The organism is Halpernia humi, assembly GCF_900108025.1.
GTDB lineage: Bacteria > Bacteroidota > Bacteroidia > Flavobacteriales > Weeksellaceae > Halpernia > Halpernia humi.
Map to the genome: position 1 here is coordinate 166,063 of NZ_FNUS01000004.1, position 25,596 is coordinate 191,658.

The 25,596-nt window shown below is 38.6% G+C and carries 30 protein-coding genes and 1 pseudogene; 23 read left to right on the forward strand and 8 right to left on the reverse strand.

Translation table 11 applies throughout. The features are described from left to right. From C4S29_RS09380 to C4S29_RS09395, 4 genes are read right to left on the reverse strand one after another with little or no spacing between them, the layout of a single operon-like run. Positions 1 to 633 carry a DUF4141 domain-containing protein gene (locus tag C4S29_RS09380; protein WP_002978253.1) on the reverse strand — a complete coding sequence of 211 codons (633 nt, stop codon included), beginning with the start codon at positions 631 to 633 and terminating at the stop codon, positions 1 to 3. Positions 634 to 662: 29 nt separating this feature from the next. Next, complete coding sequence (locus C4S29_RS09385; RefSeq protein WP_034736779.1) at positions 663 to 3,167, reverse strand: TraG family conjugative transposon ATPase; 2,505 nt, start codon at positions 3,165 to 3,167, stop codon at positions 663 to 665. Beyond that, a complete protein-coding gene (locus C4S29_RS09390; RefSeq protein WP_034736778.1) occupies positions 3,164 to 3,496 on the reverse strand; it encodes a DUF4133 domain-containing protein in 333 nt (110 codons plus the stop codon). Before C4S29_RS09390 ends, C4S29_RS09385 begins: the two co-directional genes overlap by 4 nt. Before the next feature lie 11 nt (positions 3,497 to 3,507). Then, positions 3,508 to 3,813: a DUF4134 domain-containing protein gene (locus C4S29_RS09395; RefSeq protein WP_034736777.1), complete on the reverse strand. Its 306-nt coding sequence runs from the start codon at positions 3,811 to 3,813 to the stop codon at positions 3,508 to 3,510. 392 nt (positions 3,814 to 4,205) lie between these two features. Here C4S29_RS09395 and C4S29_RS09400 point away from each other — a divergent pair, with 392 nt between their 5' ends. The 4 genes from C4S29_RS09400 to merA are packed head-to-tail and all read left to right on the forward strand — an operon-like array spanning position 4,206 to position 7,241. After that, positions 4,206 to 4,583 (forward strand): ArsR/SmtB family transcription factor, encoded by a 378-nt coding sequence (locus tag C4S29_RS09400; RefSeq protein ID WP_034736776.1) that lies wholly within the window; start codon positions 4,206 to 4,208, stop codon positions 4,581 to 4,583. Next, the gene (merTP, locus tag C4S29_RS09405) at positions 4,580 to 5,185 is read left to right on the forward strand and encodes a mercuric transport protein MerTP (RefSeq protein ID WP_034736775.1); all 606 of its coding nucleotides are present in this window, start codon (positions 4,580 to 4,582) and stop codon (positions 5,183 to 5,185) included. Before C4S29_RS09400 ends, merTP begins: the two co-directional genes overlap by 4 nt. A 47-nt stretch (positions 5,186 to 5,232) precedes the next feature. After that, the gene (locus C4S29_RS09410) at positions 5,233 to 5,592 is read left to right on the forward strand and encodes a heavy-metal-associated domain-containing protein (RefSeq protein ID WP_103913856.1); all 360 of its coding nucleotides are present in this window, start codon (positions 5,233 to 5,235) and stop codon (positions 5,590 to 5,592) included. After that, entirely contained in the window at positions 5,589 to 7,241 is a 1,653-nt protein-coding gene (gene merA / locus C4S29_RS09415; protein ID WP_103913857.1) for a mercury(II) reductase, read from the forward strand. The genes C4S29_RS09410 and merA overlap by 4 nt, the downstream gene beginning before the upstream one ends. Before the next feature lie 270 nt (positions 7,242 to 7,511). On the opposite strand, the gene C4S29_RS09420 is transcribed toward merA, so the two are convergent. The 4 genes from C4S29_RS09420 to C4S29_RS09435 form a co-directional block, all read right to left on the reverse strand. Further along, the gene (locus C4S29_RS09420; RefSeq protein ID WP_041516030.1) at positions 7,512 to 8,345 is read right to left on the reverse strand and encodes a hypothetical protein; all 834 of its coding nucleotides are present in this window, start codon (positions 8,343 to 8,345) and stop codon (positions 7,512 to 7,514) included. 30 nt (positions 8,346 to 8,375) lie between these two features. After that, complete coding sequence (locus C4S29_RS09425; protein ID WP_449404600.1) at positions 8,376 to 8,882, reverse strand: conjugal transfer protein TraD; 507 nt, start codon at positions 8,880 to 8,882, stop codon at positions 8,376 to 8,378. A 131-nt stretch (positions 8,883 to 9,013) separates the two neighbouring features. Continuing rightward, a complete protein-coding gene (locus tag C4S29_RS09430; protein WP_041516031.1) occupies positions 9,014 to 9,418 on the reverse strand; it encodes a DUF3408 domain-containing protein in 405 nt (134 codons plus the stop codon). Between the two features lie 11 nt (positions 9,419 to 9,429). Further along, positions 9,430 to 10,197 carry a ParA family protein gene (locus tag C4S29_RS09435; protein WP_034736763.1) on the reverse strand — a complete coding sequence of 256 codons (768 nt, stop codon included), beginning with the start codon at positions 10,195 to 10,197 and terminating at the stop codon, positions 9,430 to 9,432. Between the two features lie 698 nt (positions 10,198 to 10,895). Between C4S29_RS09435 and mobA the strand changes: the two genes are divergently transcribed. The 19 genes and pseudogenes from mobA (at position 10,896) to C4S29_RS09530 (ending at position 25,531) form a co-directional block, all read left to right on the forward strand. Further along, the gene (mobA, locus tag C4S29_RS09440; RefSeq protein WP_103913858.1) at positions 10,896 to 11,327 is read left to right on the forward strand and encodes a conjugal transfer protein MobA; all 432 of its coding nucleotides are present in this window, start codon (positions 10,896 to 10,898) and stop codon (positions 11,325 to 11,327) included. Between the two features lie 8 nt (positions 11,328 to 11,335). Continuing rightward, positions 11,336 to 12,622: a conjugal transfer protein MobB gene (gene mobB, locus C4S29_RS09445; protein WP_103913859.1), complete on the forward strand. Its 1,287-nt coding sequence runs from the start codon at positions 11,336 to 11,338 to the stop codon at positions 12,620 to 12,622. 105 nt (positions 12,623 to 12,727) lie between these two features. Next, entirely contained in the window at positions 12,728 to 14,725 is a 1,998-nt protein-coding gene (mobC, locus tag C4S29_RS09450; protein ID WP_103913943.1) for a conjugal transfer protein MobC, read from the forward strand. A 102-nt stretch (positions 14,726 to 14,827) separates the two neighbouring features. Then, on the forward strand, positions 14,828 to 15,502 hold the full coding sequence (locus C4S29_RS09455) for an ArsR/SmtB family transcription factor (RefSeq protein ID WP_103913860.1): 675 nt from the start codon (positions 14,828 to 14,830) through the stop codon (positions 15,500 to 15,502). A gap of 180 nt (positions 15,503 to 15,682) precedes the next feature. Then, positions 15,683 to 16,786 carry an MBL fold metallo-hydrolase gene (locus C4S29_RS09460; protein ID WP_103913861.1) on the forward strand — a complete coding sequence of 368 codons (1,104 nt, stop codon included), beginning with the start codon at positions 15,683 to 15,685 and terminating at the stop codon, positions 16,784 to 16,786. Between the two features lie 104 nt (positions 16,787 to 16,890). After that, a complete protein-coding gene (locus C4S29_RS09465; RefSeq protein WP_262496763.1) occupies positions 16,891 to 17,178 on the forward strand; it encodes a DsrE/DsrF/TusD sulfur relay family protein in 288 nt (95 codons plus the stop codon). A 13-nt stretch (positions 17,179 to 17,191) separates the two neighbouring features. Next, a complete protein-coding gene (locus tag C4S29_RS09470; protein WP_103913862.1) occupies positions 17,192 to 18,436 on the forward strand; it encodes an MFS transporter in 1,245 nt (414 codons plus the stop codon). A 31-nt stretch (positions 18,437 to 18,467) separates the two neighbouring features. Further along, positions 18,468 to 20,003 (forward strand): MBL fold metallo-hydrolase, encoded by a 1,536-nt coding sequence (locus C4S29_RS09475; protein ID WP_103913863.1) that lies wholly within the window; start codon positions 18,468 to 18,470, stop codon positions 20,001 to 20,003. Between the two features lie 23 nt (positions 20,004 to 20,026). Next, positions 20,027 to 20,551 (forward strand): PLP-dependent transferase, encoded by a 525-nt coding sequence (locus C4S29_RS09480; protein ID WP_103913864.1) that lies wholly within the window; start codon positions 20,027 to 20,029, stop codon positions 20,549 to 20,551. Beyond that, on the forward strand, positions 20,526 to 21,212 hold the full coding sequence (locus C4S29_RS09485) for a rhodanese-like domain-containing protein (RefSeq protein ID WP_233740529.1): 687 nt from the start codon (positions 20,526 to 20,528) through the stop codon (positions 21,210 to 21,212). Before C4S29_RS09480 ends, C4S29_RS09485 begins: the two co-directional genes overlap by 26 nt. 11 nt (positions 21,213 to 21,223) lie before the next feature. Next, positions 21,224 to 21,538, forward strand: coding sequence for a rhodanese-like domain-containing protein (locus tag C4S29_RS09490; RefSeq protein ID WP_041516039.1), 315 nt, complete (start codon positions 21,224 to 21,226; stop codon positions 21,536 to 21,538). Then, the gene (locus C4S29_RS09495; RefSeq protein ID WP_041516040.1) at positions 21,531 to 22,160 is read left to right on the forward strand and encodes a methyltransferase; all 630 of its coding nucleotides are present in this window, start codon (positions 21,531 to 21,533) and stop codon (positions 22,158 to 22,160) included. The genes C4S29_RS09490 and C4S29_RS09495 overlap by 8 nt, the downstream gene beginning before the upstream one ends. A 16-nt stretch (positions 22,161 to 22,176) precedes the next feature. Beyond that, positions 22,177 to 22,374 carry a YgaP family membrane protein gene (locus tag C4S29_RS09500; RefSeq protein WP_449404603.1) on the forward strand — a complete coding sequence of 66 codons (198 nt, stop codon included), beginning with the start codon at positions 22,177 to 22,179 and terminating at the stop codon, positions 22,372 to 22,374. Continuing rightward, positions 22,371 to 22,628: a heavy-metal-associated domain-containing protein gene (locus C4S29_RS09505; protein ID WP_084607907.1), complete on the forward strand. Its 258-nt coding sequence runs from the start codon at positions 22,371 to 22,373 to the stop codon at positions 22,626 to 22,628. The genes C4S29_RS09500 and C4S29_RS09505 overlap by 4 nt, the downstream gene beginning before the upstream one ends. Before the next feature lie 32 nt (positions 22,629 to 22,660). Beyond that, positions 22,661 to 22,864, forward strand: a complete 204-nt coding sequence (locus C4S29_RS09510; protein ID WP_233740530.1) for a hypothetical protein — start codon at positions 22,661 to 22,663, stop codon at positions 22,862 to 22,864. A gap of 13 nt (positions 22,865 to 22,877) precedes the next feature. Beyond that, positions 22,878 to 23,522, forward strand: coding sequence for a class I SAM-dependent methyltransferase (locus tag C4S29_RS09515; RefSeq protein ID WP_394338666.1), 645 nt, complete (start codon positions 22,878 to 22,880; stop codon positions 23,520 to 23,522). 180 nt (positions 23,523 to 23,702) lie between these two features. After that, positions 23,703 to 24,265, forward strand: a pseudogene (locus tag C4S29_RS09520) (YeeE/YedE family protein). A gap of 12 nt (positions 24,266 to 24,277) precedes the next feature. Then, positions 24,278 to 24,775, forward strand: a complete 498-nt coding sequence (locus tag C4S29_RS09525) for a DUF6691 family protein (protein WP_103913865.1) — start codon at positions 24,278 to 24,280, stop codon at positions 24,773 to 24,775. Between the two features lie 9 nt (positions 24,776 to 24,784). Continuing rightward, positions 24,785 to 25,531 carry a DUF2490 domain-containing protein gene (locus tag C4S29_RS09530; RefSeq protein ID WP_103913866.1) on the forward strand — a complete coding sequence of 249 codons (747 nt, stop codon included), beginning with the start codon at positions 24,785 to 24,787 and terminating at the stop codon, positions 25,529 to 25,531. Positions 25,532 to 25,596 lie beyond the last annotated feature (65 nt).

Below are 25,596 nucleotides of genomic sequence, written 5' to 3' on the forward strand. Positions count from 1 at the left end.
TTACCAGTATTTTTGGTTAGAAGTTCCGTAGAGTTCAAGAACTCTCTGTGCGTCGTTTTTCTTTTTCGCTCTTAGGTAGCTTACAGAAATGTTCTTATTAGTGTAGTAGCGTACAAGGCTGTGGTAATCCTTTACCTCTTTGTACACACGATCAATAATATCCATACGCTCTTTGTCGTTTAGCGAAAGGCTTGAAGAGGTTATAATTTGCTTCAATTCTTTCAGCAGTTCGGTACTTTCATTGAGCAGTGCCGAATAACCATTGCCGATTGCAACCAATTCCTGTGGTGTGAAATTGGGATCGTTCATCATTTTTCCAAAGTTCTGAACATATATTTCGGACACATCGCCTACCAACAATACGGTTTGCTGTACTTTACGGGCATCTTTCACAAGGTTGTTGATAGCTTTTAGCTTGTCGTAATATTCCTTGCCCTGATCGTACACTTTTTTCACTTCGTTGAAGTTCTTTACGACATTGCTCACGGTGGAAGAAGTCTGTATGATTTCGTTCGCACTGTTGATAATTCCTGATGCCAGATTTGCAGGGTCAGTTACTACAAATTGAGCTTTCGCTGACGGTGCTACGGCGAGCATTAGTGCCGTACACACCAGATACAATACTTTTTTCATTGTTTCTGAATTTTTAAATTGTTAATTGACTATTGATTTACTTTGTCCCGCCTTTGCATTGCGATATGCTTGATGGCGAGTTCTACATTGCCGTCCAGTTCAGCAGCAAGCTGCATCACTTCCATTTTTTCGGTTTCTTCGGTGGTGTAAGCAAGGTATTCCTCCAAACTAACTTCGGTGGCATAGACTGCCGAGTGCGTACCACCTAAGCCTATCCAAACCTCTTTGTAAAGTCGGCTTGCATCGTTGTTCATATTGATAGAAAGTACCTGCCCTTTTTCCTTATCTGTAAGCCCCAACATCGCCTGTATATCATCAAACTTGTTCATATACTTGCGTTGGTCTAAAAGGATTTTACAATCACTGTTGTTAATGATACTTTCCTTAACAATGGGCGACTGGATGATGTCATCCACCTCCTGCGTTACCACGATGGCTTCACCGAAAAACTTCCTAACCGTTTTAAACAAATACTTTATATATTCTGCCATACCTTCCTTCGCAATCGCTTTCCAGGCTTCTTCAATTAGTATCAGCTTTCGGATGCCTTTCAACCTCCTCATCTTGTTGATGAAGACTTCCATAATGATGATCGTGACTATGGGAAAGAGGATTTTGTGGTCTTTTATCGCATCAATTTCAAAGACAATAAAGCGTTTGGAAAGCAGGTCTAACTGCTTATCGGAATTGAGCAAATAATCATACTCACCGCCCTTGTAGTAGGGTTCGAGTACGTTAAGGAAATTGGCAATGTCAAAGTCTTTTTCCCTTACCTGTTTTTCTTCGAGTACCTTGCGGTAATCGCCTTTTACATACTCATAGAAGCCATTGAATGATGGATAAATATCTTCCTGTTTGATGCGCTCGATATAGCCTGATACAGCATTCGATAATGCTACTTCTTCTGAACGGGTTGGTGGTTCATCATCACGTTTCCAGAGTGTCAGTATCAAAGTCTTGATACTTTCACGCTTCTCAATATCGAATACGCCATCATCGGTATAGAAAGGATTAAAGGCAATTGGGTTGTCTTCTGTATAAGTAAAGTAAACACCGTCTTCGCCTTTGGTTTTACCTTTAATGAGTTCGCACAAACCTTGATAAGAATTTCCGGTGTCCACAAGCAAAACGTGAGCGCCTTGCTCGTAATACTGTCGTACCATATGGTTTGTGAAGAAAGATTTACCACTTCCCGATGGACCGAGTATGAACTTGTTACGATTGGTAATAATTCCACGTTTCATCGGCAAATCCGAAATATCCAAATGGATAGGCTTTCCAGTCAGGCGGTCAGCCATCTTGATACCAAATGGTGATGGCGAATTGTGGTAATTGGTTTCTTCCGTAAAAAAGCACAATGCAGGCTCAATAAAAGTGTAAAAACTTTCCTCTGCGGGAAAATCACCTGCATTACCCGGCATTCCTGCCCAGTACAATGTTGCTACATCCGTAGTGTTGTGTCTGGGTTTACATTCCATCAATGCTAAAGCACTTCCACAATCATTTTTTAGCTGTTTCAGTTCTGCCGGATCATCCGACCACGCCATAATGTTGAAGTGAGCACGAACAGAAGATAGCCCAAAACTGTGGGCTTCGTTTAGGTACTTTTCTATCCACTCTTTGTTGATTTGGTTGGCACGACTGTAACGAGCCAGTGAGTGCATATTCCTTGCGGACTTCTCAAACTTTTGTAGACTGGCTTCGCTGTTATCCAAAAACAAATATTGGTTGTAAATGTGGTTGCAGTTTAACAACAAGCCCACAGGTGCGGCGAATGACAAACGGCAATCACTTCGGTCGGTAGATAGCTTTTCAAAACGGGTATCAGCCGACACCATTCCGGGTAAATCGTCAGTATCGGACAAGGTGTGCAGGCTCAACCTTTTGTTCCCGATACGGACTTCTTCCGTTCCGAGAGCGATGTCCTGCATCGGTGTTCCAGCTTCCCTTGATAGCGTAAGGTACTGTTCCAATAATCCCTGTTTTTCGTCCGTTCCGATAATGTCATCTTCGGTAAGACGTTTCAGGGTTATGAAACCGCTATCGTTTACGATACGTTCAAACTGTGCCACCGCTTCCATAAAACGGTGTATCGTTTCCTTGTTCCTGATTTCCTTTGGTATCAGCGAACCTTTGCAAAGCGATGAAAAATTACTTTGCATACGCATACGCTCTTTAGTTGTCTTGGTTAAAAAGAGGTAGCAGTAATGGTTTAGGAACGGTCGCTCATTAAAATGACGTTGGTAAGACTTCGATAAAAAGCTCTGGTCTTCGATTGCCAAATTGGGCGTATAGCTTTCCTTAATATACCAATCCTGTTTGTGAATAACTGTAAAATCAGGCAAGGTCTTGATAGCCTTGTGCCAAGCGGAATGAATGGCTTCATATTCCGCAGAAGCGACCGTAAACAGTTCCGGCAAACGCACTTCAAAACAGGCGGTAATATCTGCATCTTTAGATAAGATGCAGTTGTTTTCTACCGCCAACAACGGAAATTTGTTCTCCAGCGTTGTTGTTTTAGATATATTTCTCATAGGGCATTCTGTTTAGGAGTGAATTTTAAATAGCGGTGTACAGGCTTGCGACAGATGATGTATCGGGGATGCCGCTTATTCGCGGCTATTTTCATCAATCCGTGCTCGCCATATTTCCTGTTCAGTGAAAAGGTCTGCCATACAATCAGCGAAGCACCACCAGCACCGAGAAACAGGCAGATGTAAGAGTTTATTCCTGCCATATACAGTATCATCACGAAGATGAGCGTGCCGAGCAGCCCACCTGCGAAAATGAACAGGTATTGTGCTTTCAGACCCTTAAATTCCACCGTTCTTCCTATGCCTTTGTTTATGTTGTAATTGTTCATAAACTAGAGGATTAAAGAAAGAATGAACGCAGGATGGTAGCTGCCACGATTAAAAAGATACACGCACCAAACCAGCTTGCCGCAGTTTTGGATGTATCGGGGTCGCCCGAACTGAATTTGTTGTACACCTTAACACCTCCGATTAACCCGACTACTGCACCTATGGCGTAGATTAATTGGGTTGCGGGGTCGAAATAAGACGTTACCATTTGGGTAGCTTCCGTGATACCTGCTGTACCATTTCCCTGGGCGAATGCACTGATTCCTGAGAGCGTTAAAGTAGCTGCCAGCAAAACTTTTTTTCTTTGTTTTTCCATGATTTAAACACATTAATTTGTTATTATTTCCCCGCTTCCTGCGGGCTTTCTGGACAAAGATGTCGTGAAAATAGAGGCGTTACAACGAAGTGGTAGTGAGAGGAATTACTTGGCAGCGAGTGGCGAAAACCGCAAGAAAAAAAATGAATTAAAGCCAAACTTTTCGATTCAGAATAGTTGATAGAACACTTCCCTTTTGAATTTATGAATTATCCATTCCCCTGAAAAGCCACTGGATATTCTATTGATCTGTTTATGCACATTACAAAACCAAAAGAGTCTAATTCCTATCAATTAAAAAAAAACTTGTTTAAAAGTACTTATTTAAGAATTTGCTTAATAAGTATTTTATCATTAATTTTGCGGATTAGTAAATCATAAATAGGGAAATTATGGGGAACAAACAATCATGCATTAGAGTTTTTGCCGACAAGGTTCAAATAGACAATTGTAGAGTAATACTTCAAACCAACGACAAGGCATTCAGCCAACTGAGTGGACTTTTAGCATTGGCAGGAAACGAAGTAAGGTTGAAAATCTTATTTCTCTTAGAAGAAGAAAACGAACTCTGCCCTTGCGACCTTTCAGACATTCTCGGAATGAGCATTCCTGCCGTTTCGCAACACCTCAGAAAACTAAAAGACGGAAACGTCATTGAAGGGAGAAGAGAAGGACAAACCATTTTCTACTCTTTGAAACAAGAGCAACTGACTTTACTTCGTCCATTTTTTAAACACATCATAAACAATTCAAAAAAGGAAACAGTATGAACAAGAAAAACAACAGACTTGTCGGAGCGGGAGTGCTTTCGGCAGTAGCAGCATCACTTTGCTGCATTACACCAGTATTGGCACTTATTTCAGGAGCATCGGGAGTGGCATCTACATTTTCGTGGATGGAACCAGCAAGACCTTATCTTATAGGCATCACCGTTTTGGTGTTGGGCTTTGCTTGGTATCAGAAACTTAAACCACGAACAGCTGAAGAAATCCAATGCGATTGCGAAGAAGACGAAAAGAAACCCTTTATGCAGACCAAAACATTCTTGGGAATTGTAACCGTGTTTGCAGCCTTAATGCTCGCTTTTCCAAACTATGCACACATTTTCTATCCTTCAAACGACAACAAGGAAGTTGTAATCGTCAATGCTTCTGACATCCAAACGGTAACTTTTGATGTAAAAGGAATGACTTGCAATGGTTGTGCTTCACACGTAGAAAATGACGTGAACAAATTACCAGGCATTGTTAAGGTAGATGCGATTTATGAAGAAGCGACTGCCAAAGTAGAATTTGACCAAACCAAAGTGAGTCTTGCTCAAATTGAAGAAGCCATCAACGGTACAGGTTACAAAGTGGTTGGCAAGAAATAGTATTTTTTTGCCCCTCGTATTTAAGAACTTAATTAAATAATTATACTATGAAAAAGAATTTAATTCTATTGAGTGCTTTGTTCCTAATTGGAATTGCTCAGCTTAATGCTCAATGTTGCAAACCGAATGACAGTAAAGCACAAACAGCAAATACAAACCAGCAAGAAGGTAAAACCCTGAAATTGAAAATAACGGGAATGACTTGTGCAGGTTGCTCCAACCATATTTCAAATGCCCTCAAAGAAGTGGACGGCTTTATTGAACACAAAGTGAAATATCCGGGTGATTTGGCAACTATCCATTACGACCCAAAGAAAACGAATCCTGATGCTATCATCGAAGTTATTGAGCAGACAGGTTATAAAGCCGAAATCCTCAAGGAAAATCAAAAAGAGAAATCATTATGAACAAAGAAACCATAAAACTTGACATCACAGGTATGACCTGCGACCATTGTGCCACAGGCATTGAAAAACTACTTTCCAAAAACGAAGGTGTAAAAGAAGCAAATGTGAGCTATCCAAAAGCTACTTGTGAATGTTCTTTTGACCCTACCAAAACAAGTAAAGAAGAAATCATCAATACCATTAACGGCACAAAAAACTATCGTGTAAAAAGTGAAATTTCTGAAAATGGAAATAGTAGGAATAATCAATTTGATTTAATCATTATCGGTGGCGGTTCGGCTGCATTTTCGGCAGCTATAAAAGCCGAAAGTTTAGGTTTAACGACCTTAATGGTAAACGGTGGTTTGGACTTTGGTGGTACTTGTGTCAACGTGGGTTGTGTGCCTTCTAAAAATCTTATTCGTGCAGGCGAGTCGGCTTATCACGCTACACATTCCAACTTTGAAGGCATCCGACCAAAAGGCGTTGATATTGATTTTGCTCAAATCATCAAAGACAAGAAAAAATTAGTAGCCACACTTCAAGAGAAAAAATATATGGATGTGGTAAGCGATTTTGAAAACCTGACTATGCTAAAAGGTTGGGCAAAATTCAAAGACAACAAAACCATTTTGGTTGACGGCAAGGAATACAAAGCCCTCAAATTTTTAATTGCTGCGGGAGCTACGACCAACATTCCGACTATTGAAGGATTGGACAAAATTGACTACTTGACCAACGTTTCCCTTTTCGACTTGGAAGAAAAACCCGAAAGCTTGACCATTATGGGAGCAGGTTACATAGGTTTGGAAATTGCAATGGCGTACAATCGTTTAGGCGTTAAAGTCCGAATCATTGAATTTACCGACCGTGTTCTACGGACACAAACCCCAGACATCAGTGAAGCATTGGAAACCCAAATGCGAAAAGAAGGCATTGAAATCTTACCTAATTTCAGAGCCGTGAAATTCGAGAAACAAGGGAATGAAACCATCATTCACTGTAAATGTCCTGACGGTTCATTTACGCAAATTATAGAAAAAGGTAAGGTAGTAATTGCCACAGGCACAAAAGCCAATACAAGCCAATTAGGGTTAGATAACATTGGTTTGGAACTCACCAAAAGCGGACATATCGCTGTAAATGAAAAAATGGAAACCAATCTACCTAACATTTACGCAGCAGGTGACGTAACCAACACCCCTGCATTTGTTTATACAGCCGCTTTTGAAGGTAAAATTGCCGTTGAAAATGCGTTCTCAGGAACAGATAATAAAGCCGATTATTCTTCTTTACCTTGGGTGGTGTTTACTGACCCACAAATTGCAGGGGCAGGTTTAGATGAAGCACAGGCAGAATCAAAAGGCATTCCGTTTGAAGTGTCAAAATTGGAATTGAAAGACGTACCGAGAGCCATAGCAGCCAACGACACAAGGGGTTTCATCAAACTCATTCGTAACTCGGAAACTGACAAACTTATAGGCGCAAGAGTAGTCGCACCCGAAGGTGGAGAACTCATCCAACAATTAAGTATGGCAATCAAATACAGAATAACAGTGAAAGACTTAGCAGACAGTTTCTACCCTTATTTGACTTTGGGAGAAGGCATAAAATTAGCAGCAATAACTTTCGGAAAAGACGTATCGAAATTGAGTTGCTGTGCGAGTTGATGTTTGTAAGTGTGCTATTAAAAAAGGTTTAACCCTATAATATTTGCGTATTTAATAACATATCCAAATACTTTAGTCCAATTAAGATAATAATTTCAAGCAATCTGCCAGCGAAGATGGATAGGTTGCTACTTTCTCCATTCTCCCACGCTTTACAGGTTTTCTGGACATTGCTGTGCAGTGAGTGGTAATTTCATCAATAATTTGGCATAAAGCACGTCAGAACAAAATGCTGTCTGACGGGCTTCTTTCTAATCCTTTTTTATAAGGCTACATTTTTCGTCCTTTGTTTCCTTGCTCTTTTTTTGAAGAGAAAACAGGTTTGTTTTGGAGTTTTTTCTTGGTCATTTTTTCTTTCAGCACCTTCAGGTTTTCTGTTATTATTTGTGGTAGAAATGTTTCCTTCCAGGGAATTGTCTTTGCTTCAAAATGAGATTTTAAACCTATACGTTTTAAATCTTCTTTGATATTCCAACCTCCGTTTCGATTCCATCCGATAGGGTCAAGTTCTCTTTGGAAAGGGAATTGAACTGCGATAAGGTCTTTTGGTAATTCCAGAATGCTGTCGTAGTCTAATTCTTGGAATTCATGTATTTTGGGATTGTAGGGAATGATGTAAGCATTCGCTTCCTCGGAGAAGTAATGATCTATTTCATCAAAGACGATTCCTTTTGACAAAAAATCATCTTTAGGACGAAGCATACCCATTCGGATATCAACATAGAAGGTATGACCTTCAATATTGATTGTAGGAAGCATTCCCTTTTGGGTTCTGTCATTGAATGCCGTCTGATCCACCATCAAGTCGAAGTCTGTTTTATTTTCTAATTCTTGGGGTGTTAGCTTATACTTTTCTGCCATTCCTGCTGGATCAAGCACAACGAGTTCCGGTATCTTTACTGAAGTGTCTTCTCCGTTACTTATAAGGTTCGGAATGTTCTTCTCCTGTAGACTATAGTTAAAAGCGTAGCCATCTTCTACATCGCTCATTACGTAAATTGAAATGGTATTGACTGGATTGTTTTTTTCCCTTAACTCGACCTTATTTATATCGATCAAGAAATCTGTTCCCTCGATATTTATACTGGGCAATTCTCTTTCCATACTTCGTTGTTTTAAAAGACAAAGGGAAGTCTATACAAACTCCCCAATGTCGAAATTTTCCAAATCATTTTTCCGCAAAGTGGAAGAACTGGTTTCCGTTTCAGAAGAAAGGCTACTATCCAATAGCTCTGCTATTTTACGAGAAGTGCCTTCCATAGAATTTTCCAAAAGGCTGAATAATTCGGTTCCCTGTATTTTCTGAACTATAGCTATCGCTGTTTCCTTTTGAGATTGCTCCAGTTTTTCTTTTTGAAGCAGTATCCCCACGGAGCTTAGTTCTTCAAAGGTAACCCCTTGGGCGAAACCGTTATCGCCATCGGATAATTCGTACCTATTCCATTCTTCCTCCTCTTCCCCAAAATCAGGCATATTACTGAAAACTTCGTCCAGCTCTTCCTGCGGAATTTGAATGCCGACGTTTTCATTTTCGTCGTATTCTATGTCAAAATTATCAGGATTTATTTCTGGTTTTTCAACTTGGCTTTCGGTGGCATTGTTTGGCACCGAAAGGCTTCTCTTAGGTCTAGGTTGCCCCATAATATCGGGCAGTTTAGGGTTGCTTTTTTCCTGTATCGGTTTTCTTTCTGAACTTTTTTTGATTACAATCTTGTCCTGCACAAGCAGGGCAATCACAATCAGCAGGCATATCACAATTACTATTTCCATAACTATAAAATGGGTTTAAAACGTTCGTTGAAATAATCAGTAATATCATCCCCAAACTCCCTAAAGTGGTGTTCAAGGATGTTGTCGATATAAGAATAGAGTGTAGTCTTTTCTTCTCTTGTTAATTGCACAATGCGGATTAACCTTTCGTGGTATTCGGGACGTATGTAAACGACCTTTCCGTTTCGACCTGAAGGAAACCGATTGACCAGAAATGTCTCCTCATAATCCACCTTCTTTGAGGAACTATTGCGGGCTTTTTCTTTTGGTTTTGTTTCCTTCTGTATTTCCTGTTGTTGATTGGCTTCGGGTACAGTAAAAGACTGATTACCACTCATGATATTCATGATTAATTCTTCATCAACAACAGGTTTATCGAAGTCTTTTCTTCTCTTATCTGTTGACATACTTAACTATTTTAGAGGTTAACAATTTTTAAAAACTCCTCAACAAACAAATCCATTCTAGTTACTTTCATAAGCTGTGGTTCGGCAGGTAGCAAACTTGACCGGAATACACTGTTCAAGGTATCATCCGTTTCTTTCCTGAAACGTTTACTATCCATGATTTTTGAGGTCATTACAGATAAATCAAGCTCGTTAATGACACTTTGATAAGCCTCGTATATTCCTGTCTTTTCCCGGCCATCTACCTGGTTCCAAAACATCCACATTTTCTGATCCTCATTACTCTCAGCAGTTTCGGGTAAGCCAAGGAATGCTTTAGTAAAGCTCAACGTACTTTCCATAACCAGACGGTCAGCACTGATTGGAGAAAAAATAAAATCCATTGTTCTTAAGGTAGTAAGCACACCTTTTGTATTAGCTGTGCCGGGAAGGTCAAAAAAAGTTATATCAGGCTCTATTGTAGATTGATTTACGTATTCCAAAGCCTTTGACAAGGCATCCTCCGCTTTACAACTGATAATCGGATATGCCTTTTTATTGATGCTTTGATACAATTTCATTGCAGATCTTTTATGGTAATCATTCTGCATAATAGTTTTCAAATCCCTTTCTCTCATATTGGCTAAGCTGTGTTGTGGAAAATCACAATCCATTACAAGGACATTAAATCCTAAACGATAATGCAATACACTTGAAAGTAGTGCAGTCATAGTAGATTTTCCAACACCGCCTTTAGGCGTTGAAAAACTGATTTTTAAAGTTTTCTTTTCTGTTTCCATTATTTAAAGATTTATTGTTACACATTTTATTTGTTTGACAGGTTTGAATATTGGTGTATTTAAATAGCACCTATTTCCCGTATGCCTGTATTCCCTTTTTGGAAATTTTCTTGATTGTTATTTGCTTTCATTACCGCTTGGTGGGTAATCATTTTTAGCAACTGGTAAACCTTGTAGCTAGTAAATTGCTTTACCGCTTTTATGCTTTTACACTTTTATTGTTTTATGCTTTTAAAACCCTATGCTTTTATTCCAAACCGCTTGTTTGCAAACCTGATTTTCTTCTTTGTTTAGATACATTTTTTACTACCTGCACTAAAATTATACGGCAAATAAAGCGATTGATTTGCCCGCTGATTGCGGTGTGGCAGTGTTTGGCGTTCAAAGGCAGTGTTTGGCACTGCTATACAGTACAATGCTTTCGTAAACAGGGCTTTACTTTGTACAATGATTTTTATTAATGGATTTATGCAAAATTCTTTTGACAAATCGGAGGGCAACAGGAACGGCATCGAGCCGTTTTTCCCTGTTACATTTAATCCGTCCCGCAGGGCGGATTTTTGTGTTCGACAGAACACGGCAAGTTGTGTTTTGAGGCACTCGAAACCGAGTTAGTGCCTCAAAACAACTTGCCCTGCCGGGAGCTTAAAAAACCACTCCGAAGTCGAGGTTTTGTGTGAATTTAAAATGGATTAGTGATGAATGAGAATAATAACAGAAAACAAAATAAAGGCGGACGGAAGGCAAAAACCGACCCAAGTATCCACCGCCACGTCTTTCGTCTTACTGATGAAGAAAATGCCAAACTTTTATCGCTTTTTGAAGCATCGGGAATGCCTAACAAAGCAAAGTTTATCATTTTCCTGTTGTTTGGCAAGGAAATGAAATCGGTTAAAATTGATAAAGGAACAGTTGATTTTTATATGAGATTAACCTCGTTTCATAGTCAGTTTCGTTCTGTGGGTGTCAATTACAACCAAATAGTGAAGCTTTTGTACAAGAATTTTTCCGAGAAAAAAGCCGCAGCATTCCTCTATAAATTAGAAAAACAAACTGCTGAAATGGCGATGTTATGCCAAAAAATCATTCAGATAACTGAAGAATTTGAAGCAAAACATTTGAAAAAATAGCAGTAAAAATGATAGCAAAAATCGGAAGAAGCGGAAATTTATACGGAGCATTGGCGTACAATCAGCTCAAAGTGGAGAATGAAAACGGACAGATTTTGTTTGCAAACAAGATGATTGAAACTGCCAACGGTCATTATTCTGTTGCGCAATTGGCTCAATCTTTTGAACCTTATCTAGTAGTCAACCGCAATACCGAGAAACATACCCTACATATTTCACTCAATCCTGATCCCAAGGATGAAGTAAATGATGATAAGTTTAGGGAAATGGCGGAAGAATATATGCGTGAAATGGGTTACGGTGAACAACCATTTGTAGTATTTAAGCATACCGATATTGATCGCAGTCATATTCATATCGTATCGGTTTGCGTAGATGAAGTGGGCAAAAAGATTTCAGATAAATTCGAGAAAATGCGGTCTATGAATATTTGCCGTGAACTGGAAAGGAAATATGGATTGATAACCGCAGCTGATAAAGAACATAAACAGAAAGACAAGATTTTCCATCCGGTAGATTACAAAGCTGGAGATGTAAAAAGCCAAATCGCTTCGGTTGTCCGCCACCTGCCTAACTACTACCAGTACCAAACTTTGGGTGAATATAATGCTTTGCTTTCCCTGTTCAATATTACCGCCGAAAAAGTGGAGGGCGAATTGCTAGGGAAAATGCAACAGGGTTTGTTGTACATCCCGTTAAATGAGAAAGGCGAAAGAGCCGGGCATCCATTCAAGGCTTCCTTATTCGGAAAAAGTGCTGGACTTCCTGCTTTAGAATTGCATTTTGCAAAAAGCAAAGAGGCTTTAAAAAACCAACCGACAAAACCAACCATTAAAGCTGCCGTTACCTTTGCTCTGCAATCTACAAATAACGAACAGGCTTTTAAAAATCAGTTGAGCGAACAGGGCATTAACGTTGTGGTTCGTAGGAATGACACAGGTCGAATTTATGGTATAACTTTTATAGACCACAATTCTAAAACGGTTTGGAACGGTTCACGTTTGGGCAAGGAACTTTCTGCCAATACCTTTAATGATTATTGGAATAATAATATCAAATCTGGGATAAAAGAACCAGTTGAATTACAATCGAAAATATCAAGACCAAATGATGCAGATCTTTCTGCGGAAGAACCTCATCACTTGTTCGACTTCCTGAATACTACTGAAAAACACGAAGACGGTTTGATTGAAGCATTAGGCGGTTTGCTTCCCGAAGCACAGGGCGAAGATTATGAGGAACAAGATTTTGCTAATAAAATGAAGAAGAAGCGTAAACGCAAAAGAAGTCAGTAATAAACATTTAGCCAAATACCGCCAAATACCGCCAATAACTTCCACATTTTAAGAGCCGATAGCAACAGCCTTTAAATTCACGCCCGAACATTAAATCTTAAAATGATGCAGGGAGAAGACGATTTAAGAGGGCTTGCCAAGATAATGGCTTTTATGAGGGCAGTAAGTATTCTTTTGGTACTGATGCATCTTTACTGGTTCTGTTACGGTTTCTTTAAAGAACGTGGATGGACATTAGAAATAATCAACAAAATTTTAGGGAATTTCGACAGAACTGCGGGTTTGTTTTCGCAAAATTTATACACCAAAGTATTTGCGTTGGTATTGCTGGCTTTAAACTGCCTGGGAACTAAAGGCGTAAAAAATGAGAAGATAACCTGGTCTAAAATCTATGTGGCTTTGGCAATTGGCTTTGTCCTATTTTTTCTGAACTTTCCATTATTGAAGTTACCTTTACTTACTGCCACATTTCTATATATTCTTTCTACAGGTTTAGGTTATGTTGCTTTAATGGTAGCCGGAGTTTGGATGAGCCGTTTGCTCCGCAACAACCTGATGGACGATGTATTCAACAACGAGAACGAAAGTTTTCAGCAGGAAACTCGTTTAATGGAAAACGAATATTCTGTCAATCTCCCCACGAAGTTTTATTACAAAGGAAAGTGGAACAATGGCTGGATTAACATAGTCAATCCTTTTCGAGCCTCGATTGTGTTGGGTACTCCGGGTTCAGGAAAATCTTATGCAATCGTAAACAATTACATCAAGCAGCAGATTGAGAAAGGCTTCTCAATGTACATCTACGATTTCAAGTTTGACGACCTATCTACCATTGCATACAACCACTTATTGAAGCATCGGGATAAATACAAAGTTCAGCCGAAATTTTATGTGATAAATTTTGACGACCCACGCAAGAGCCACCGTTGTAATCCTTTGAACCCCGACTTTATGACGGACATTTCGGATGCTTATGAAGCGGCTTATACCATAATGCTTAACCTCAACCGAAGCTGGATACAGAAGCAAGGGGATTTCTTCGTGGAAAGCCCAATCATTCTTTTGGCTGCTATTATTTGGTATCTGAAAATCTATGAAAACGGTAAGTATTGTACCTTTCCACACGCTATTGAATTACTGAACAAAAAGTATTCGGACGTATTCACGATTTTAACTTCATATCCTGATTTGGAAAATTACTTATCGCCTTTTATGGATGCGTGGCAAGGCGGAGCACAAGACCAATTACAGGGACAAATCGCATCTGCAAAAATTCCGTTGTCAAGAATGATTAGCCCGCAGTTGTACTGGGTAATGACTGGCGATGATTTTTCTTTAGACATCAACAATCCAAAAGAGCCAAAAATTTTATGTGTTGGTAATAATCCCGACCGTCAAAATATTTATTCAGCAGCGTTGGGATTGTACAATTCAAGAATTGTAAAGCTCATCAACAAAAAAGGACAATTGAAGAGTTCTGTTATCATTGATGAGCTACCCACTATTTACTTCAGGGGATTGGATAATTTGATTGCAACGGCGAGAAGTAATAAGGTAGCCGTGTGCTTAGGTTTTCAAGATTTTTCCCAGCTTATCCGTGATTACGGAGATAAAGAAGCTAAGGTTATACAAAATACCGTTGGTAATATTTTCAGTGGACAGGTAGTTGGTGAAACGGCAAAAAGCCTTTCGGAACGCTTCGGAAAAGTATTGCAGAAACGCCAAAGCATGACGATTAACAGGAATGATAAATCTACCTCTATTTCCACACAGTTAGACAGCCTTATTCCGGCTTCTAAAATCTCAACACTTACACAAGGAATGTTTGTGGGTTCAGTTTCGGACAATTTTGATGAACGTATTGAGCAAAAAATATTTCACGCTGAAATTGTCGTGGACAATGAAAAAGTTGCCACAGAAACTAAGGTATATCAGAAGATACCGGAAATCTTATCCTTTGTTGATGAACACGGAGAAGACAAAATGAAACAGGAAATTGAAAGCAATTACCGTCAGATAAAACAAGATATTGTACAGATTATAGCATTGGAATTGGAGCGTATCAAGAACGACCCGAACTTACAGCATCTGATACAAGAGTGATAGTAATAATAACGCATCTATTCTATTATTTTGTTGAATAGATTTTTATACCTTTGCAACAGGAAAGTTAATGATGATTACCTCATTAGATAATTGATAAAAATGAACAAACGAGAATTTAAAGACAAGGTATATACGGAATTATCTAAAATCGTTAAAGCGATGGCTAACCCACATAGGTTAGAAATAATAGACCTATTGGCGCAAGGGCAATTTAGTGTTGAACAAATAGCAAAAAATACAGGGCTTTCTATAGCAAATACATCACAGCACTTGCAGAACCTTAAAAATGCAAAGCTTGTCAAGATAAACCGTAACGGTAATTTTATCAACTATTCACTTGCAAGCGAAAGTATGTATAGCACGATGGTATCTCTTCGGGAGTTGGGTATGACTTTTAATGCCGAGGTTGAAAAGGTCATCAGTGATTTCCGTAGTGGTCAAGGCGGAGATATGCAGGCTATCGATGTCGATACCTTGGCAACAATGCTTGAAAATGATGAAGTGATACTATTGGATGTACGACCTGAAGAAGAATATAAAAGGGGGCATATCCACAAGGCATTATCAACACCAATAGAGAAGTTGGGCAATTCATTAAAGAATTTTCCCAAAAGAAAAATGCTTGTGGCATATTGCAGAGGTCCCTTTTGTGTCTATGCAGATGAAGCTGTTGCAATGCTTACGAAAAATGGCTATAATGCAATTCGCTTAGATGAGGGTTTTCCAGAATGGGCGTTAAAAGGTTATCCTATAGAAAAGACTGAAGTTTCGTAAAGACACGAATAAGATAATTTGTGACAGGGTATCTCAATTAAATTGGGATACCCTTTTCGTTTTTATGCATTTCAACCAAGGTTATTTAAACAAGAGAACTTATTCAAAAAATAACTATTCAATAATTCTATTGAATAGTTATTTTTTTCTTTATCTTTGCCTTAATAAAAGACATCAGTTATGAGTACACAGGAAATAACAGTAGCAGAACTACAAAAAATGTTTCAGGACGGCAAAGAAGTGGTCGTATTGGACATAAGACCACAGGAACAAAGAGAAGAATGGCAAATTGCCAGCAGTGTTCATAAGAACGTGTATAACGGTCTTGTGAATGGCGATAAAACGGTCTTTGATGATACTGCGTTTGACAAAGACACTCCCATTGTAACCGTATGTGCCGGAGGAAAAACGAGCCTTATCGCTGCCGAAATACTGAACGGAAAAGGTTATAATGCTTCGTCCTTACAAGGAGGTATGAAAGCTTGGAACTATGCGTGGAACACAGCAGAAATAAAAGATGAAAATGTAACGATTGTACAGGTAAGGCGTGTAGCCAAAGGTTGTATCTCATACATTATCGGATCCGATAATGAAGCTATTATTGTGGATGCGTCCTTAGACCCAAGCGTCTATTTAGAATTAGCAAAAAAATACGGTTGGACAATCAAATATGTAATGGACACCCATATTCACGCTGATTACATTTCACGTACTATCGAATTGGTTAAAGCAACAGAAGCAACACAATTGTTTACAGAGGGTGCAGATGTTGAATACCCTTTTACACCATTCAAAGACGGACAATCAATCCTGTTTGGTGAAAGTGAATTGAAAGCTATTCATACTCCTGGACATACTCCCGAAAGTATCTCATACCTTATCAACGAAAAATATCTTTTAACGGGCGATACGCTATTTACCAATGGCGTAGGAAGACCTGACCTTAAAGCAGACCAAAAACAAGCTGTACAAAAAGCCAATCAACTGTTTGCTTCTTTGGAGAAAATAAAAGCATTGAACGGAAGTACAGCAGTATTACCAGCACATACTTCCAATGCAGTTGCTTTTGACAAAGAACTGATTACAGATACCGTTTCCAATTTGTTTGGAAAGATTGAGCTACTAAAATTGTCGCAAGCAGAGTTTGTAGAACAAACGATAAAACGCATTCCGGCTACACCTCCAAATTACATTCAGATTGCCACGCTTAACAGAAGCGGAAGCTACGAGGGCATTAATCCTGCGGATTTGGAAGCTGGAGCAAACAGGTGTGCGGTTTCATAACCTATATTTTTTCTAACCAAAAAGCAAGTACAATGAGCAAGACTATTTTAATCATCATCAATGATGCGCCATACGGAACATAAAAAGCATATAATGGCTTACGCATCGCCAACCAAATGAATAAAAGCTATTCAGACATTCAGGTAAATATCTTCTTAATGGCGGATGCCGTCAGTTGCGCTATTGCTGGACAGAAAACCCCTAACGGCTACTATAATATAGAGCGTATGATGAAACTCTCCCTGAACAAAGGAACTAAAGTAAAACTATGTGGAAGCTGTTCGGATGCAAGAGGGCTGACCGCCGAGCAAATTATCGAGGGAACAGAAATGAGTAATATGGAGGAATTGGGCAATTGGATTGCAACGGCAGACCAAACCCTGACCTTTTAAAACAGGATTTTAAGTGAAGAATATACAATTAGGATTAAAAGAAAACTGGCAACAATTTACCTTACTTGTCCTCGTCAATATGATGGTCGGCGGTATGGTCGGTTTGGAAAGAACCGTAGTGCCATTAGTTGGGACTGAAGAATTTAACATACAATCAGATATTGTTGTCTTTTCCTTCATAATCGCATTTGGCATAGTCAAAGCGTTTACCAATTTGATTTCCGGTGTCTTGGCAGACAAGTACACCCGAAAGAAAGTATTGATTTGGGGCTGGCTTGTCGGTCTTCCTGTTCCATTCTTATTGGCTTTTGCACCATCTTGGAATTGGATTTTGTTTGCCAATGTGTTGCTTGGCGTTAGCCAGGGATTAGCTTGGTCAATGACTGTTAATATGAAGATTGACTTGGTGGGAAAGAAAAGCAGAGGCTTGGCAATGGGGCTAAACGAAGCTGCAGGTTATGGCGCAGTTGGGCTGACGGCTTTATTAACAGGTTACTTGGCTTCGCACTACGGATTAAGACCCGAGCCATTCTATATCGGGATTGCTTATACCATTGTAGGGATATTACTGTCCATTTTCTTGGTAAAAGACACGCGGAAACACGCAGAATTAGAGGCTGCCCAAATTCAGGCAACTACCTCGGGCGAAGAAGCCCACAAGCCGAATTTGTGGTGGGTATTTAAACAAACATCGTTCAAAAGCAAAAATCTATTTTCTATTTCACAGGCAGGACTGATCAATAATCTCAATGACGGGATGTCTTGGGGTGTATTTCCCTTGCTCTTTATGTCGTTGGGTGTCGGTCTGGAGGGTGTCGGGTGGATAAAAGCCGTCTATCCGGTGGTATGGGGTGTTGGGCAAATCGTGACCGGACCTTTAGCCGATAAATGGGGAAGAAAACCGCTCATTGTTTGGGGGATGTTCATACAGGTATTGGGTCATATCGTTATTGGTATGGAGATCTTGGATCCATTGACCGCAGGTTTGGTCGGTTCAGTTCTTTTAGGTTTAGGTACTGCAATGGTTTATCCAGCATTGTTAGCCGCTATAAGTGATGCTGCACACCCAAATTGGAGGGCATCTTCTCTTGGTGTTTACCGATTTTGGAGGGATATGGGGTACGCCATAGGTGCGCTGATGGCTGGTATCGTAGGAAACTTCTTTGGACTCATGTGGGCAGTCCATATTGCAGGTATCATAACATTCATTTCAGGTATTGTTGTTTGGGTACGGATGAAAGAAACATTGGAAAAATAACAAGTTTAACTATCTAAAAACTAAAGATATAATGGAAAGCAGAAGAAATTTTTTAAAAACAGGGGCTTTATTTGGTGCGGCTTGTCTTACTTCGCCATTGATTGCTTCTCCGCTGGTCAGCTTAGACCCGCCACAAAAGGAAACAGAGCATAAAAATAGCATTGAAAACTATTCGGCAGGTACTCTTTTTTTCCTGCGGGTATTTGACTCCACGCTGGCACAGACCAGTTATGTCGTGGGCAATAGGCAAAGCAATGAGGTTATTGTCATTGACCCGAAACGTGACATCGATACCTATCTAAAAATTGCCGAAGAAAATAATCTGAAAATTACTCGGGTAACAGAAACTCATATCCACGCTGACTATTTAAGCGGTGCTCCTGAGTTGGCATATGCTACAGGAGCAGAATTGGTACTATCGGGCGAAACCGACCCTAATTGGAAATATGAAATTCCGCACAAGGCAATAAAAGATAGCGACAAAATCATAATGGGTAGTATTATATTGCAGGCCATGCACACGCCGGGGCATACGCCCGAAAGTTTGACCTACTTACTGACCGATCTGTCCGTTTCCAGCCTACCTCAAAAAGCATTTACAGGCGACTTTATTTTTGTAGGTGATGTGGGTCGTCCCGATTTATTGGAAAAAGTAGCCGGACAGACAGGCTCACAGGATATTGGAGCAAAACAGTTATTCGCTTCCATGCAACGTTTTGCAACCCTTCCCGATGATTTAGAGATATGGCCAGGTCACGGAGCAGGCTCGTTCTGCGGTAAATCGCTAAGTGATGTACCACAATCTACCTTAAAACACGAGAAATCGACAAGCAAAGCCTTTCAATTTATAAATGATGAAAAAGGGTTTGTAAAATACATCCTTGACGGGCAGCCAGAACCGCCAAATTATTTTGCTACAATGAAGCAATGGAACAGGATGCCCCGTCCCTTGTTGGTTGAGGTTCCAAAACGCCACAAATTAAGTGCACATGATTTCCTGACAGCACAGAAAAATGGTCTAGCTATTGTTGATGCTCGTAAATTAGGAATAGTTGCAAAAGGTCATATTCCAAAAAGCCTGCATATTGAGGGCAACAAATCATTTTCAACCTTTATGGGATGGCTGTTGAATTACCAAACGCAGTACGTTTTGATTGCAGACGAAAGCGAAATTGAGGATTTAACCCGAAAACTGATGCGTATCGGGATGGACAATATGTACGGGTATGTCAGCAATCCGCAATCATTGGGAATTGCTTTAAAGCAAACGAACGTTCTGTCTAAAAGTGATTTTAAACCATACTTCAATAACAAAAATGCTCAGATCATTGACGTACGAAGTAAGGACGAATACAAATCCGGTCATATTGCAACGGCAGAAAATATCGTATTGGCAGACTTGGAAAACAGTCTCAACAAAATAAGTAAAGACAAAGAGATCATTGTGCATTGCAAAAGCGGTGTACGAGCGGCAATGGGCTATTCCATTCTGAAAAAATACGGTTTTGAAAACGTAAAAACCTATACAGGGGATTTGGACGGATTGATAGAAGCTGATAAAAAATAAGACTTAATAAAAAAGATAAAATTATGAAACCAAGTAACAAAAAAACAGGACTATCTACTAAATGCGTACACAGTGGTGAAATAGCAAACGAGCACGGTTCGCCACATACGCCAATATATAACTCTACAACCTTTACTTTCGATACGACTAAAGATTTGTTGGATGTTGTGGACGGGCATAAAGCAGGAAGCCTGTACACACGATACGGCCTTAATCCGTCTATCACTTCACTGGAAGCTAAATTGGCAGAGTTAGAAGATACAGAGGCTTCTTTGGTTTTTAGCTCAGGAATGGCAGCAGAAGCAGCCTTATTCCTCGCATTAGGAAGAAGAGGGGTTATTTGTATAGGCGATGCCTACGGCGGTACCCTTGAATTATTGAATGTTCAGCTACGCAGTCTGAACATTCCTGTACATTTCCTTTTAGGGTCTGAATTGAAGAAATTGGAGGAACTGTTACAGACAGGCGTTGAAATGGTGTTTTTTGAAACCCCGACCAATCCGACCATTGAAATACTTTGCGATGATGAAGCACTTAAACAAAGTTGATCGCCCGTTGCTTATAGATGTTCCGAAACATCCAGAGCTAACCAAAGAGCAGTTTATTTCTGCCTATGAAAAAGGTATTAAGGTAATAGATACCCGTAATAAAGTAGAATTTGCCAAAGGTTTTATTCCTAATACGCTAAACATTCAGGGTAATAATTCTTTCGCTACTTGGTGCGGTTGGTTATTGAATTATCAAGAGCAGTTTATTTTGGTAGCCGAAGACAGTCAGATGGAAGATTTGACCCGTAAATTGATGCGTATCGGCTTGGACAACATTTTCGGATATATTTCAGATGTAAATGCTACAGGAATTGAGCCCCATACTTCAGATGTCATTTCTTTGGAAGAATTTAAAACCCAGATAGGAAAGGATAATGTGCAGATAGTAGATGTTCGTGGTGCATCGGAATATGAAGCAGGACACGTTGAAGGTGCAGAAAACGTTTTTGTTGGAACATTACAGGACAACTTGGGTAAAATCAGCAAAGACAAACAGGTGGTTATACATTGTCAGGCAGGTGACCGATCAGCCATTGCCTATTCGATCCTTGCCAAAAACGGCTTTAAAAACGTGAAAAACTTTTCTGGAGGAATGAAAGAGTGGTTAGCAGAAAATGGTAAAACAATTGGATGTAATGAAGCATCTTGTACAAAAGCTTAAAATTTAAAACTATGGGACTTTTTTCAGCAATATTTGGCAAAACAGATAACAGTCAATTATCAGAAGCTATAAAAGACGGTGCGTTTTTAGTAGATGTTCGCACACCTGACGAGTTTTCGGCAGGCAGTGCAAAAGGAGCGGTAAATATTCCATTGGATAAAGTACCAATGGAATTACCAAAATTCAAGGGCAAGAAAAATATCGTTGTTTTTTGCAGAAGTGGAAATAGAAGCGGACAGGCAAAAAGTATTTTGGAGCAGAGCGGTTTTCAGAATGTTATAAACGGTGGCACTTGGGAAAATGTAAATCAGTTGATAAATGAGTAAAGAAGAAAATAATATAGCCTGTTGCGTAACACAATGCGAAAACCCACTTGACCAAAACTATTGGAATGAACGGTGGCAGAAAAATGAAACAGGATGGGATATGGGACAGGCTTCGCCTGCTATTACGGAGTATATGACACAATACCATGATAAAAATGCAGCTATTCTTATTCCGGGTTGTGGCAATGCCTATGAAGCAGAATTTTTGATAGCGAATGGATTTACGAACATTACACTAATAGATATTGCACCAAAAGCAGTTGAAGCGTTAAAAGAAAAGTTTGCTGACAAAACACAGATAAACGTTTTGTGCGAAGACTTTTTCAATCATCAGGGTAGTTACGATTTGATCATTGAGCAAACATTTTTTTGTGCCATTCCACCTGCTAGAAGAATTGAATATTCAAAAAAAACAGCTTCAATACTCAACGGAAACGGTAAAATAATAGGTGTGCTATTCGACAAACAATTTAACCAACCGTTTCCACCTTTTGGAGGTTGCCCTTGCGAATACAAACCTGTTTTTGAACCGCATTATTTCATCAAAACAATGGATGAATGTTATAACAGCATTCCTTCAAGAGCCAACTCGGAAGTGTTTATTAACCTCATAAAAAAATAGAGAAATGAAAAAGAACATGGGAACAGTCGATAAAGTAATCAGAATACTAGTTGCTGTAGTTATAGGTGTTTTGTACTTTACAAATGTCATTTCAGGAACATTGGCAATCATATTAGGCATATTAGCAGTAGTATTTGTGCTTACATCATTCATTAGTTTTTGCCCCTTGTATTTGCCATTTGGCATTAGCACTTTTAGAAAGAAAATAAGATGATACACAATATAGCAGTAGAAAACATTAAATGTGGTGGCTGTATGAACAGCATAAAAACCGCTTTAATGAAAATAAATGGTGTTGAAAATGTAAGTATTGACAAAGACACCGAAACCGTAACTATTGATGCTACGGTTGAAAAAATATTTCTTATAAATGCTCTTTCAAAAATGGGTTATCCCGAAAAAGGAAATAATGACCTATTAAAAAAAGCAAAATCGTATGTGAGCTGTGCTATTGGAAAAATAAATTGATTATGAAAAACTATCTAAGAACTTGGAATTTTATGCGTGTATTGCGATTGGCATTAGGCATTTTCGTGATAGCACAGGGTATTCAGTCAAAAGAATGGTGGTTTGTGGTAATGGGTGGATTATTTTCTTTAATGCCTATACTTAATATAGGATGTTATGGTGTTTCGGCTTGCAATACATCTATATCAAAAAACAACAAAAAATTGGAGAATACAGCCTATGAAGAAGTATGTTAGTTAAACAAATTTAATGTTGGAAATTAAAGATTTAGTGATTATGGATACAAATAACAAAAAACAGCATTGGGAAAACGTTTACGAAACTAAAAACCCTAACCAGGTAAGCTGGACACAGGAAATGCCTAAAACATCTCTTGATTTTATTTCTTCGTTCAGATTGGGGAAACAGGCAAAAATTATTGATATAGGAGGTGGCGACAGCAAATTAGTTGACCATTTACTTAATCAGGGGTATGAGAACATTAGTGTTCTTGATATATCAGCAAAAGCACTTGAAAAAGCTAAAAATCGCTTAGGAGACAAAGCTAAAAAAGTAAATTGGATAGTTAGTGATATTACAGAATTTCAACCCAATAGACAATATGATATTTGGCATGATAGAGCAGCATTTCACTTCCTAACAACAACAGAACAAATTGAAAAATATTTGTACATAGCAAGGATGTCTGTAACTGGCTTCATGATGATTGGAACTTTTTCCGAAAGCGGACCAACAAAATGCAGTGGTCTTGAAATCGAACAATATTCTGAACAAAGTTTAACCAAAACACTTGAAAATGGCTTCGACAAAATCCTTTGCATTTCAGAAAGCCATACGACACCTTTCGATACAACTCAAGATTTTTTATTCTGCAGCTTCAAAAGGAATATGTAGGAGATGATGCAAGCATTATTAATATTGATGTTGACAATTAACCTCAAGCAGCAACAACACATAAAGTACGAAGTGTACCACTTATTATTATTTAAAAATGGTAAACAGCTTTGGCGTCAGTCGGGCATAGTACCTCTAAAAGAATTGGAAAGATTAATTAACGAAAATATATAAAAATAAATGTTAGAATTTTTGAAACAACCTTGGCCTTGGTACATAGCCGGTCCGTTAGTGGGGCTTACAGTACCAGCATTATTAATTTTAGGAAATAAAAATTTTGGCATTAGTGCCAATTTACGTCATGCTTGTGCAGCTTGTCTGCCAGCTAATATTTCTTTTTTTAAATATGATGGAAAAAAGAAATTTGGAATATATTTTTTGTAGTTGGAATACTAATTGGAGGTGTAATCGCTTTTAGTTTTTTAGCCAATCCAAACCCTATAATCATTAATGAGAATTTGAGAACTGAATTAGCAAGCTACGGTATAACAAATATCAACGGAATGTTGCCACAAGAAATTTTTTCTTGGGAAAATCTCTTTACAATAAAAGGATTTTTAATGATGGTTGTCGGTGGTTTTATGATAGGTTTTGGTTCTCGTTATGCAGGTGGCTACACAAGTGGACATGCAATTTCTGGATTATCAAATCTGCAATTGCCATCGCTAATTGCTACTTGCTGCTTTTTTATTGGCGGATTAATTATGGCAAACATTATACTTCCAATAATTCTCTCTCTTTAAATTATAATACAAATGAAAAATATAGATAAAAACAAAGATTTCGAAACCCGCTCATTAGACACAGTATGCATAAATGAAAGCCATTTAGAGCACAAATGGTACCACAATATCAAATACTTAATAGTAGGTTTATTATTCGGAATAGTATTTATAAAAGCCGAAATAATCAGTTGGTACCGCATACAAGAAATGTTTCGTTTTCAATCTTTTCATATGTACGGTGTTATTGGTAGTGCTGTTATAGTTGGTGCAATTTCGGTTTTTATGATTAAAAAACTTAATATAAAAACCATTTATGGCGAAAAAATAGAGTTTCATGATAAGAAATTTAATAAAGGTCAGATCATTGGTGGACTTATTTTTGGTTTAGGCTGGGCTATTACAGGTGCGTGTCCTGGACCTATTTTCGCACAAATTGGAACTGGAGTGACTGTGATGATTATAACTTTATTCTTTGCGATTGTTGGCACATGGGTGTATGGTTATTTTAGAGATAAGCTACCTCATTAATTAACGTTTATGTATTGGTTTAAAAGATTGCTGGTAACAGCGATATGGATATTTATTGTCCAAACTTTACAGGCACAAGAACATTACAACACTTGGTTTCGCGGTACTTTGAGCATTCCAGTCGGCGAAAAATTTAAAATAGATAACGAGCTTCAGCACAGGAGACAAAACGGCTTTGAAAACGAGAATATGTTAGGTGAAAACTTGATGTTTGCTTTCAGGAATTGGTTACATTATCAACACAGTCAAGATGTGAAATTTTCCTTATCTCCCTTAGCTTATTTTAAGAACTACAAGATTATTCAAAAACATTTAGACGAAACTACTATACCAAGCAGTGAAATTCGTTTTTCGGCGGCAGTTGAATTACAACACGAGATACTGAAAAAATTTTATATAGTAGATAGGTCAGCTGCCGAATATCGAATATTTGACAACAATCAAGCAGACATCATCCGGCTTCGAAACCGTTTTGGCTTTCGCTACGACTTTACTGGAAGACTAAAGATTGGTGTTTTTGACGAATTGCTTTTTAATCTTTCTGGCACAACATACCATCATTTCTTTGATCACGATCGTTTAGGGCTGAATATCGAATACAAACTTGTACCAAATGTAAAATTTGACATTGGTTATATGCACATTACTCGCTTACCTTTGAATAGTACAACAAAACTGCATGAAAATAATCTCTATCTCAATTTTACCTATCAACTAAAAAAGAAGAATAACAAAACATCAATTCCACCAATGTAACAAAAGTTACAGTGTAATGAAAACAGATAGCCTAACTTTGCGAGTTAAGAATTTCTAAATAATGT

Excerpts from the sequence above, each read along its gene's own strand:
- C4S29_RS09380 (WP_002978253.1), bottom strand. The coding sequence starts at position 633 with ATGAAAAAAGTATTGTATCTGGTGTGTACGGCACTAATGCTCGCCGTA.
- C4S29_RS09385 (WP_034736779.1), bottom strand. The coding sequence starts at position 3,167 with ATGAGAAATATATCTAAAACAACAACGCTGGAGAACAAATTTCCGTTG.
- C4S29_RS09390 (WP_034736778.1), bottom strand. The coding sequence starts at position 3,496 with ATGAACAATTACAACATAAACAAAGGCATAGGAAGAACGGTGGAATTT.
- C4S29_RS09395 (WP_034736777.1), bottom strand. The coding sequence starts at position 3,813 with ATGGAAAAACAAAGAAAAAAAGTTTTGCTGGCAGCTACTTTAACGCTC.
- C4S29_RS09400 (WP_034736776.1), top strand. The coding sequence starts at position 4,206 with ATGGGGAACAAACAATCATGCATTAGAGTTTTTGCCGACAAGGTTCAA.
- merTP (WP_034736775.1), top strand. The coding sequence starts at position 4,580 with ATGAACAAGAAAAACAACAGACTTGTCGGAGCGGGAGTGCTTTCGGCA.
- C4S29_RS09410 (WP_103913856.1), top strand. The coding sequence starts at position 5,233 with ATGAAAAAGAATTTAATTCTATTGAGTGCTTTGTTCCTAATTGGAATT.
- merA (WP_103913857.1), top strand. The coding sequence starts at position 5,589 with ATGAACAAAGAAACCATAAAACTTGACATCACAGGTATGACCTGCGAC.
- C4S29_RS09420 (WP_041516030.1), bottom strand. The coding sequence starts at position 8,345 with ATGGAAAGAGAATTGCCCAGTATAAATATCGAGGGAACAGATTTCTTG.
- C4S29_RS09425 (WP_449404600.1), bottom strand. The coding sequence starts at position 8,882 with ATGGGGCAACCTAGACCTAAGAGAAGCCTTTCGGTGCCAAACAATGCC.
- C4S29_RS09430 (WP_041516031.1), bottom strand. The coding sequence starts at position 9,418 with ATGTCAACAGATAAGAGAAGAAAAGACTTCGATAAACCTGTTGTTGAT.
- C4S29_RS09435 (WP_034736763.1), bottom strand. The coding sequence starts at position 10,197 with ATGGAAACAGAAAAGAAAACTTTAAAAATCAGTTTTTCAACGCCTAAA.
- mobA (WP_103913858.1), top strand. The coding sequence starts at position 10,896 with ATGAATGAGAATAATAACAGAAAACAAAATAAAGGCGGACGGAAGGCA.
- mobB (WP_103913859.1), top strand. The coding sequence starts at position 11,336 with ATGATAGCAAAAATCGGAAGAAGCGGAAATTTATACGGAGCATTGGCG.
- mobC (WP_103913943.1), top strand. The coding sequence starts at position 12,728 with ATGCAGGGAGAAGACGATTTAAGAGGGCTTGCCAAGATAATGGCTTTT.
- C4S29_RS09455 (WP_103913860.1), top strand. The coding sequence starts at position 14,828 with ATGAACAAACGAGAATTTAAAGACAAGGTATATACGGAATTATCTAAA.
- C4S29_RS09460 (WP_103913861.1), top strand. The coding sequence starts at position 15,683 with ATGAGTACACAGGAAATAACAGTAGCAGAACTACAAAAAATGTTTCAG.
- C4S29_RS09475 (WP_103913863.1), top strand. The coding sequence starts at position 18,468 with ATGGAAAGCAGAAGAAATTTTTTAAAAACAGGGGCTTTATTTGGTGCG.
- C4S29_RS09480 (WP_103913864.1), top strand. The coding sequence starts at position 20,027 with ATGAAACCAAGTAACAAAAAAACAGGACTATCTACTAAATGCGTACAC.
- C4S29_RS09485 (WP_233740529.1), top strand. The coding sequence starts at position 20,526 with ATGATGAAGCACTTAAACAAAGTTGATCGCCCGTTGCTTATAGATGTT.
- C4S29_RS09490 (WP_041516039.1), top strand. The coding sequence starts at position 21,224 with ATGGGACTTTTTTCAGCAATATTTGGCAAAACAGATAACAGTCAATTA.
- C4S29_RS09495 (WP_041516040.1), top strand. The coding sequence starts at position 21,531 with ATGAGTAAAGAAGAAAATAATATAGCCTGTTGCGTAACACAATGCGAA.
- C4S29_RS09500 (WP_449404603.1), top strand. The coding sequence starts at position 22,177 with ATGGGAACAGTCGATAAAGTAATCAGAATACTAGTTGCTGTAGTTATA.
- C4S29_RS09505 (WP_084607907.1), top strand. The coding sequence starts at position 22,371 with ATGATACACAATATAGCAGTAGAAAACATTAAATGTGGTGGCTGTATG.
- C4S29_RS09510 (WP_233740530.1), top strand. The coding sequence starts at position 22,661 with ATGCGTGTATTGCGATTGGCATTAGGCATTTTCGTGATAGCACAGGGT.
- C4S29_RS09515 (WP_394338666.1), top strand. The coding sequence starts at position 22,878 with ATGTTGGAAATTAAAGATTTAGTGATTATGGATACAAATAACAAAAAA.
- C4S29_RS09525 (WP_103913865.1), top strand. The coding sequence starts at position 24,278 with ATGAAAAATATAGATAAAAACAAAGATTTCGAAACCCGCTCATTAGAC.
- C4S29_RS09530 (WP_103913866.1), top strand. The coding sequence starts at position 24,785 with ATGTATTGGTTTAAAAGATTGCTGGTAACAGCGATATGGATATTTATT.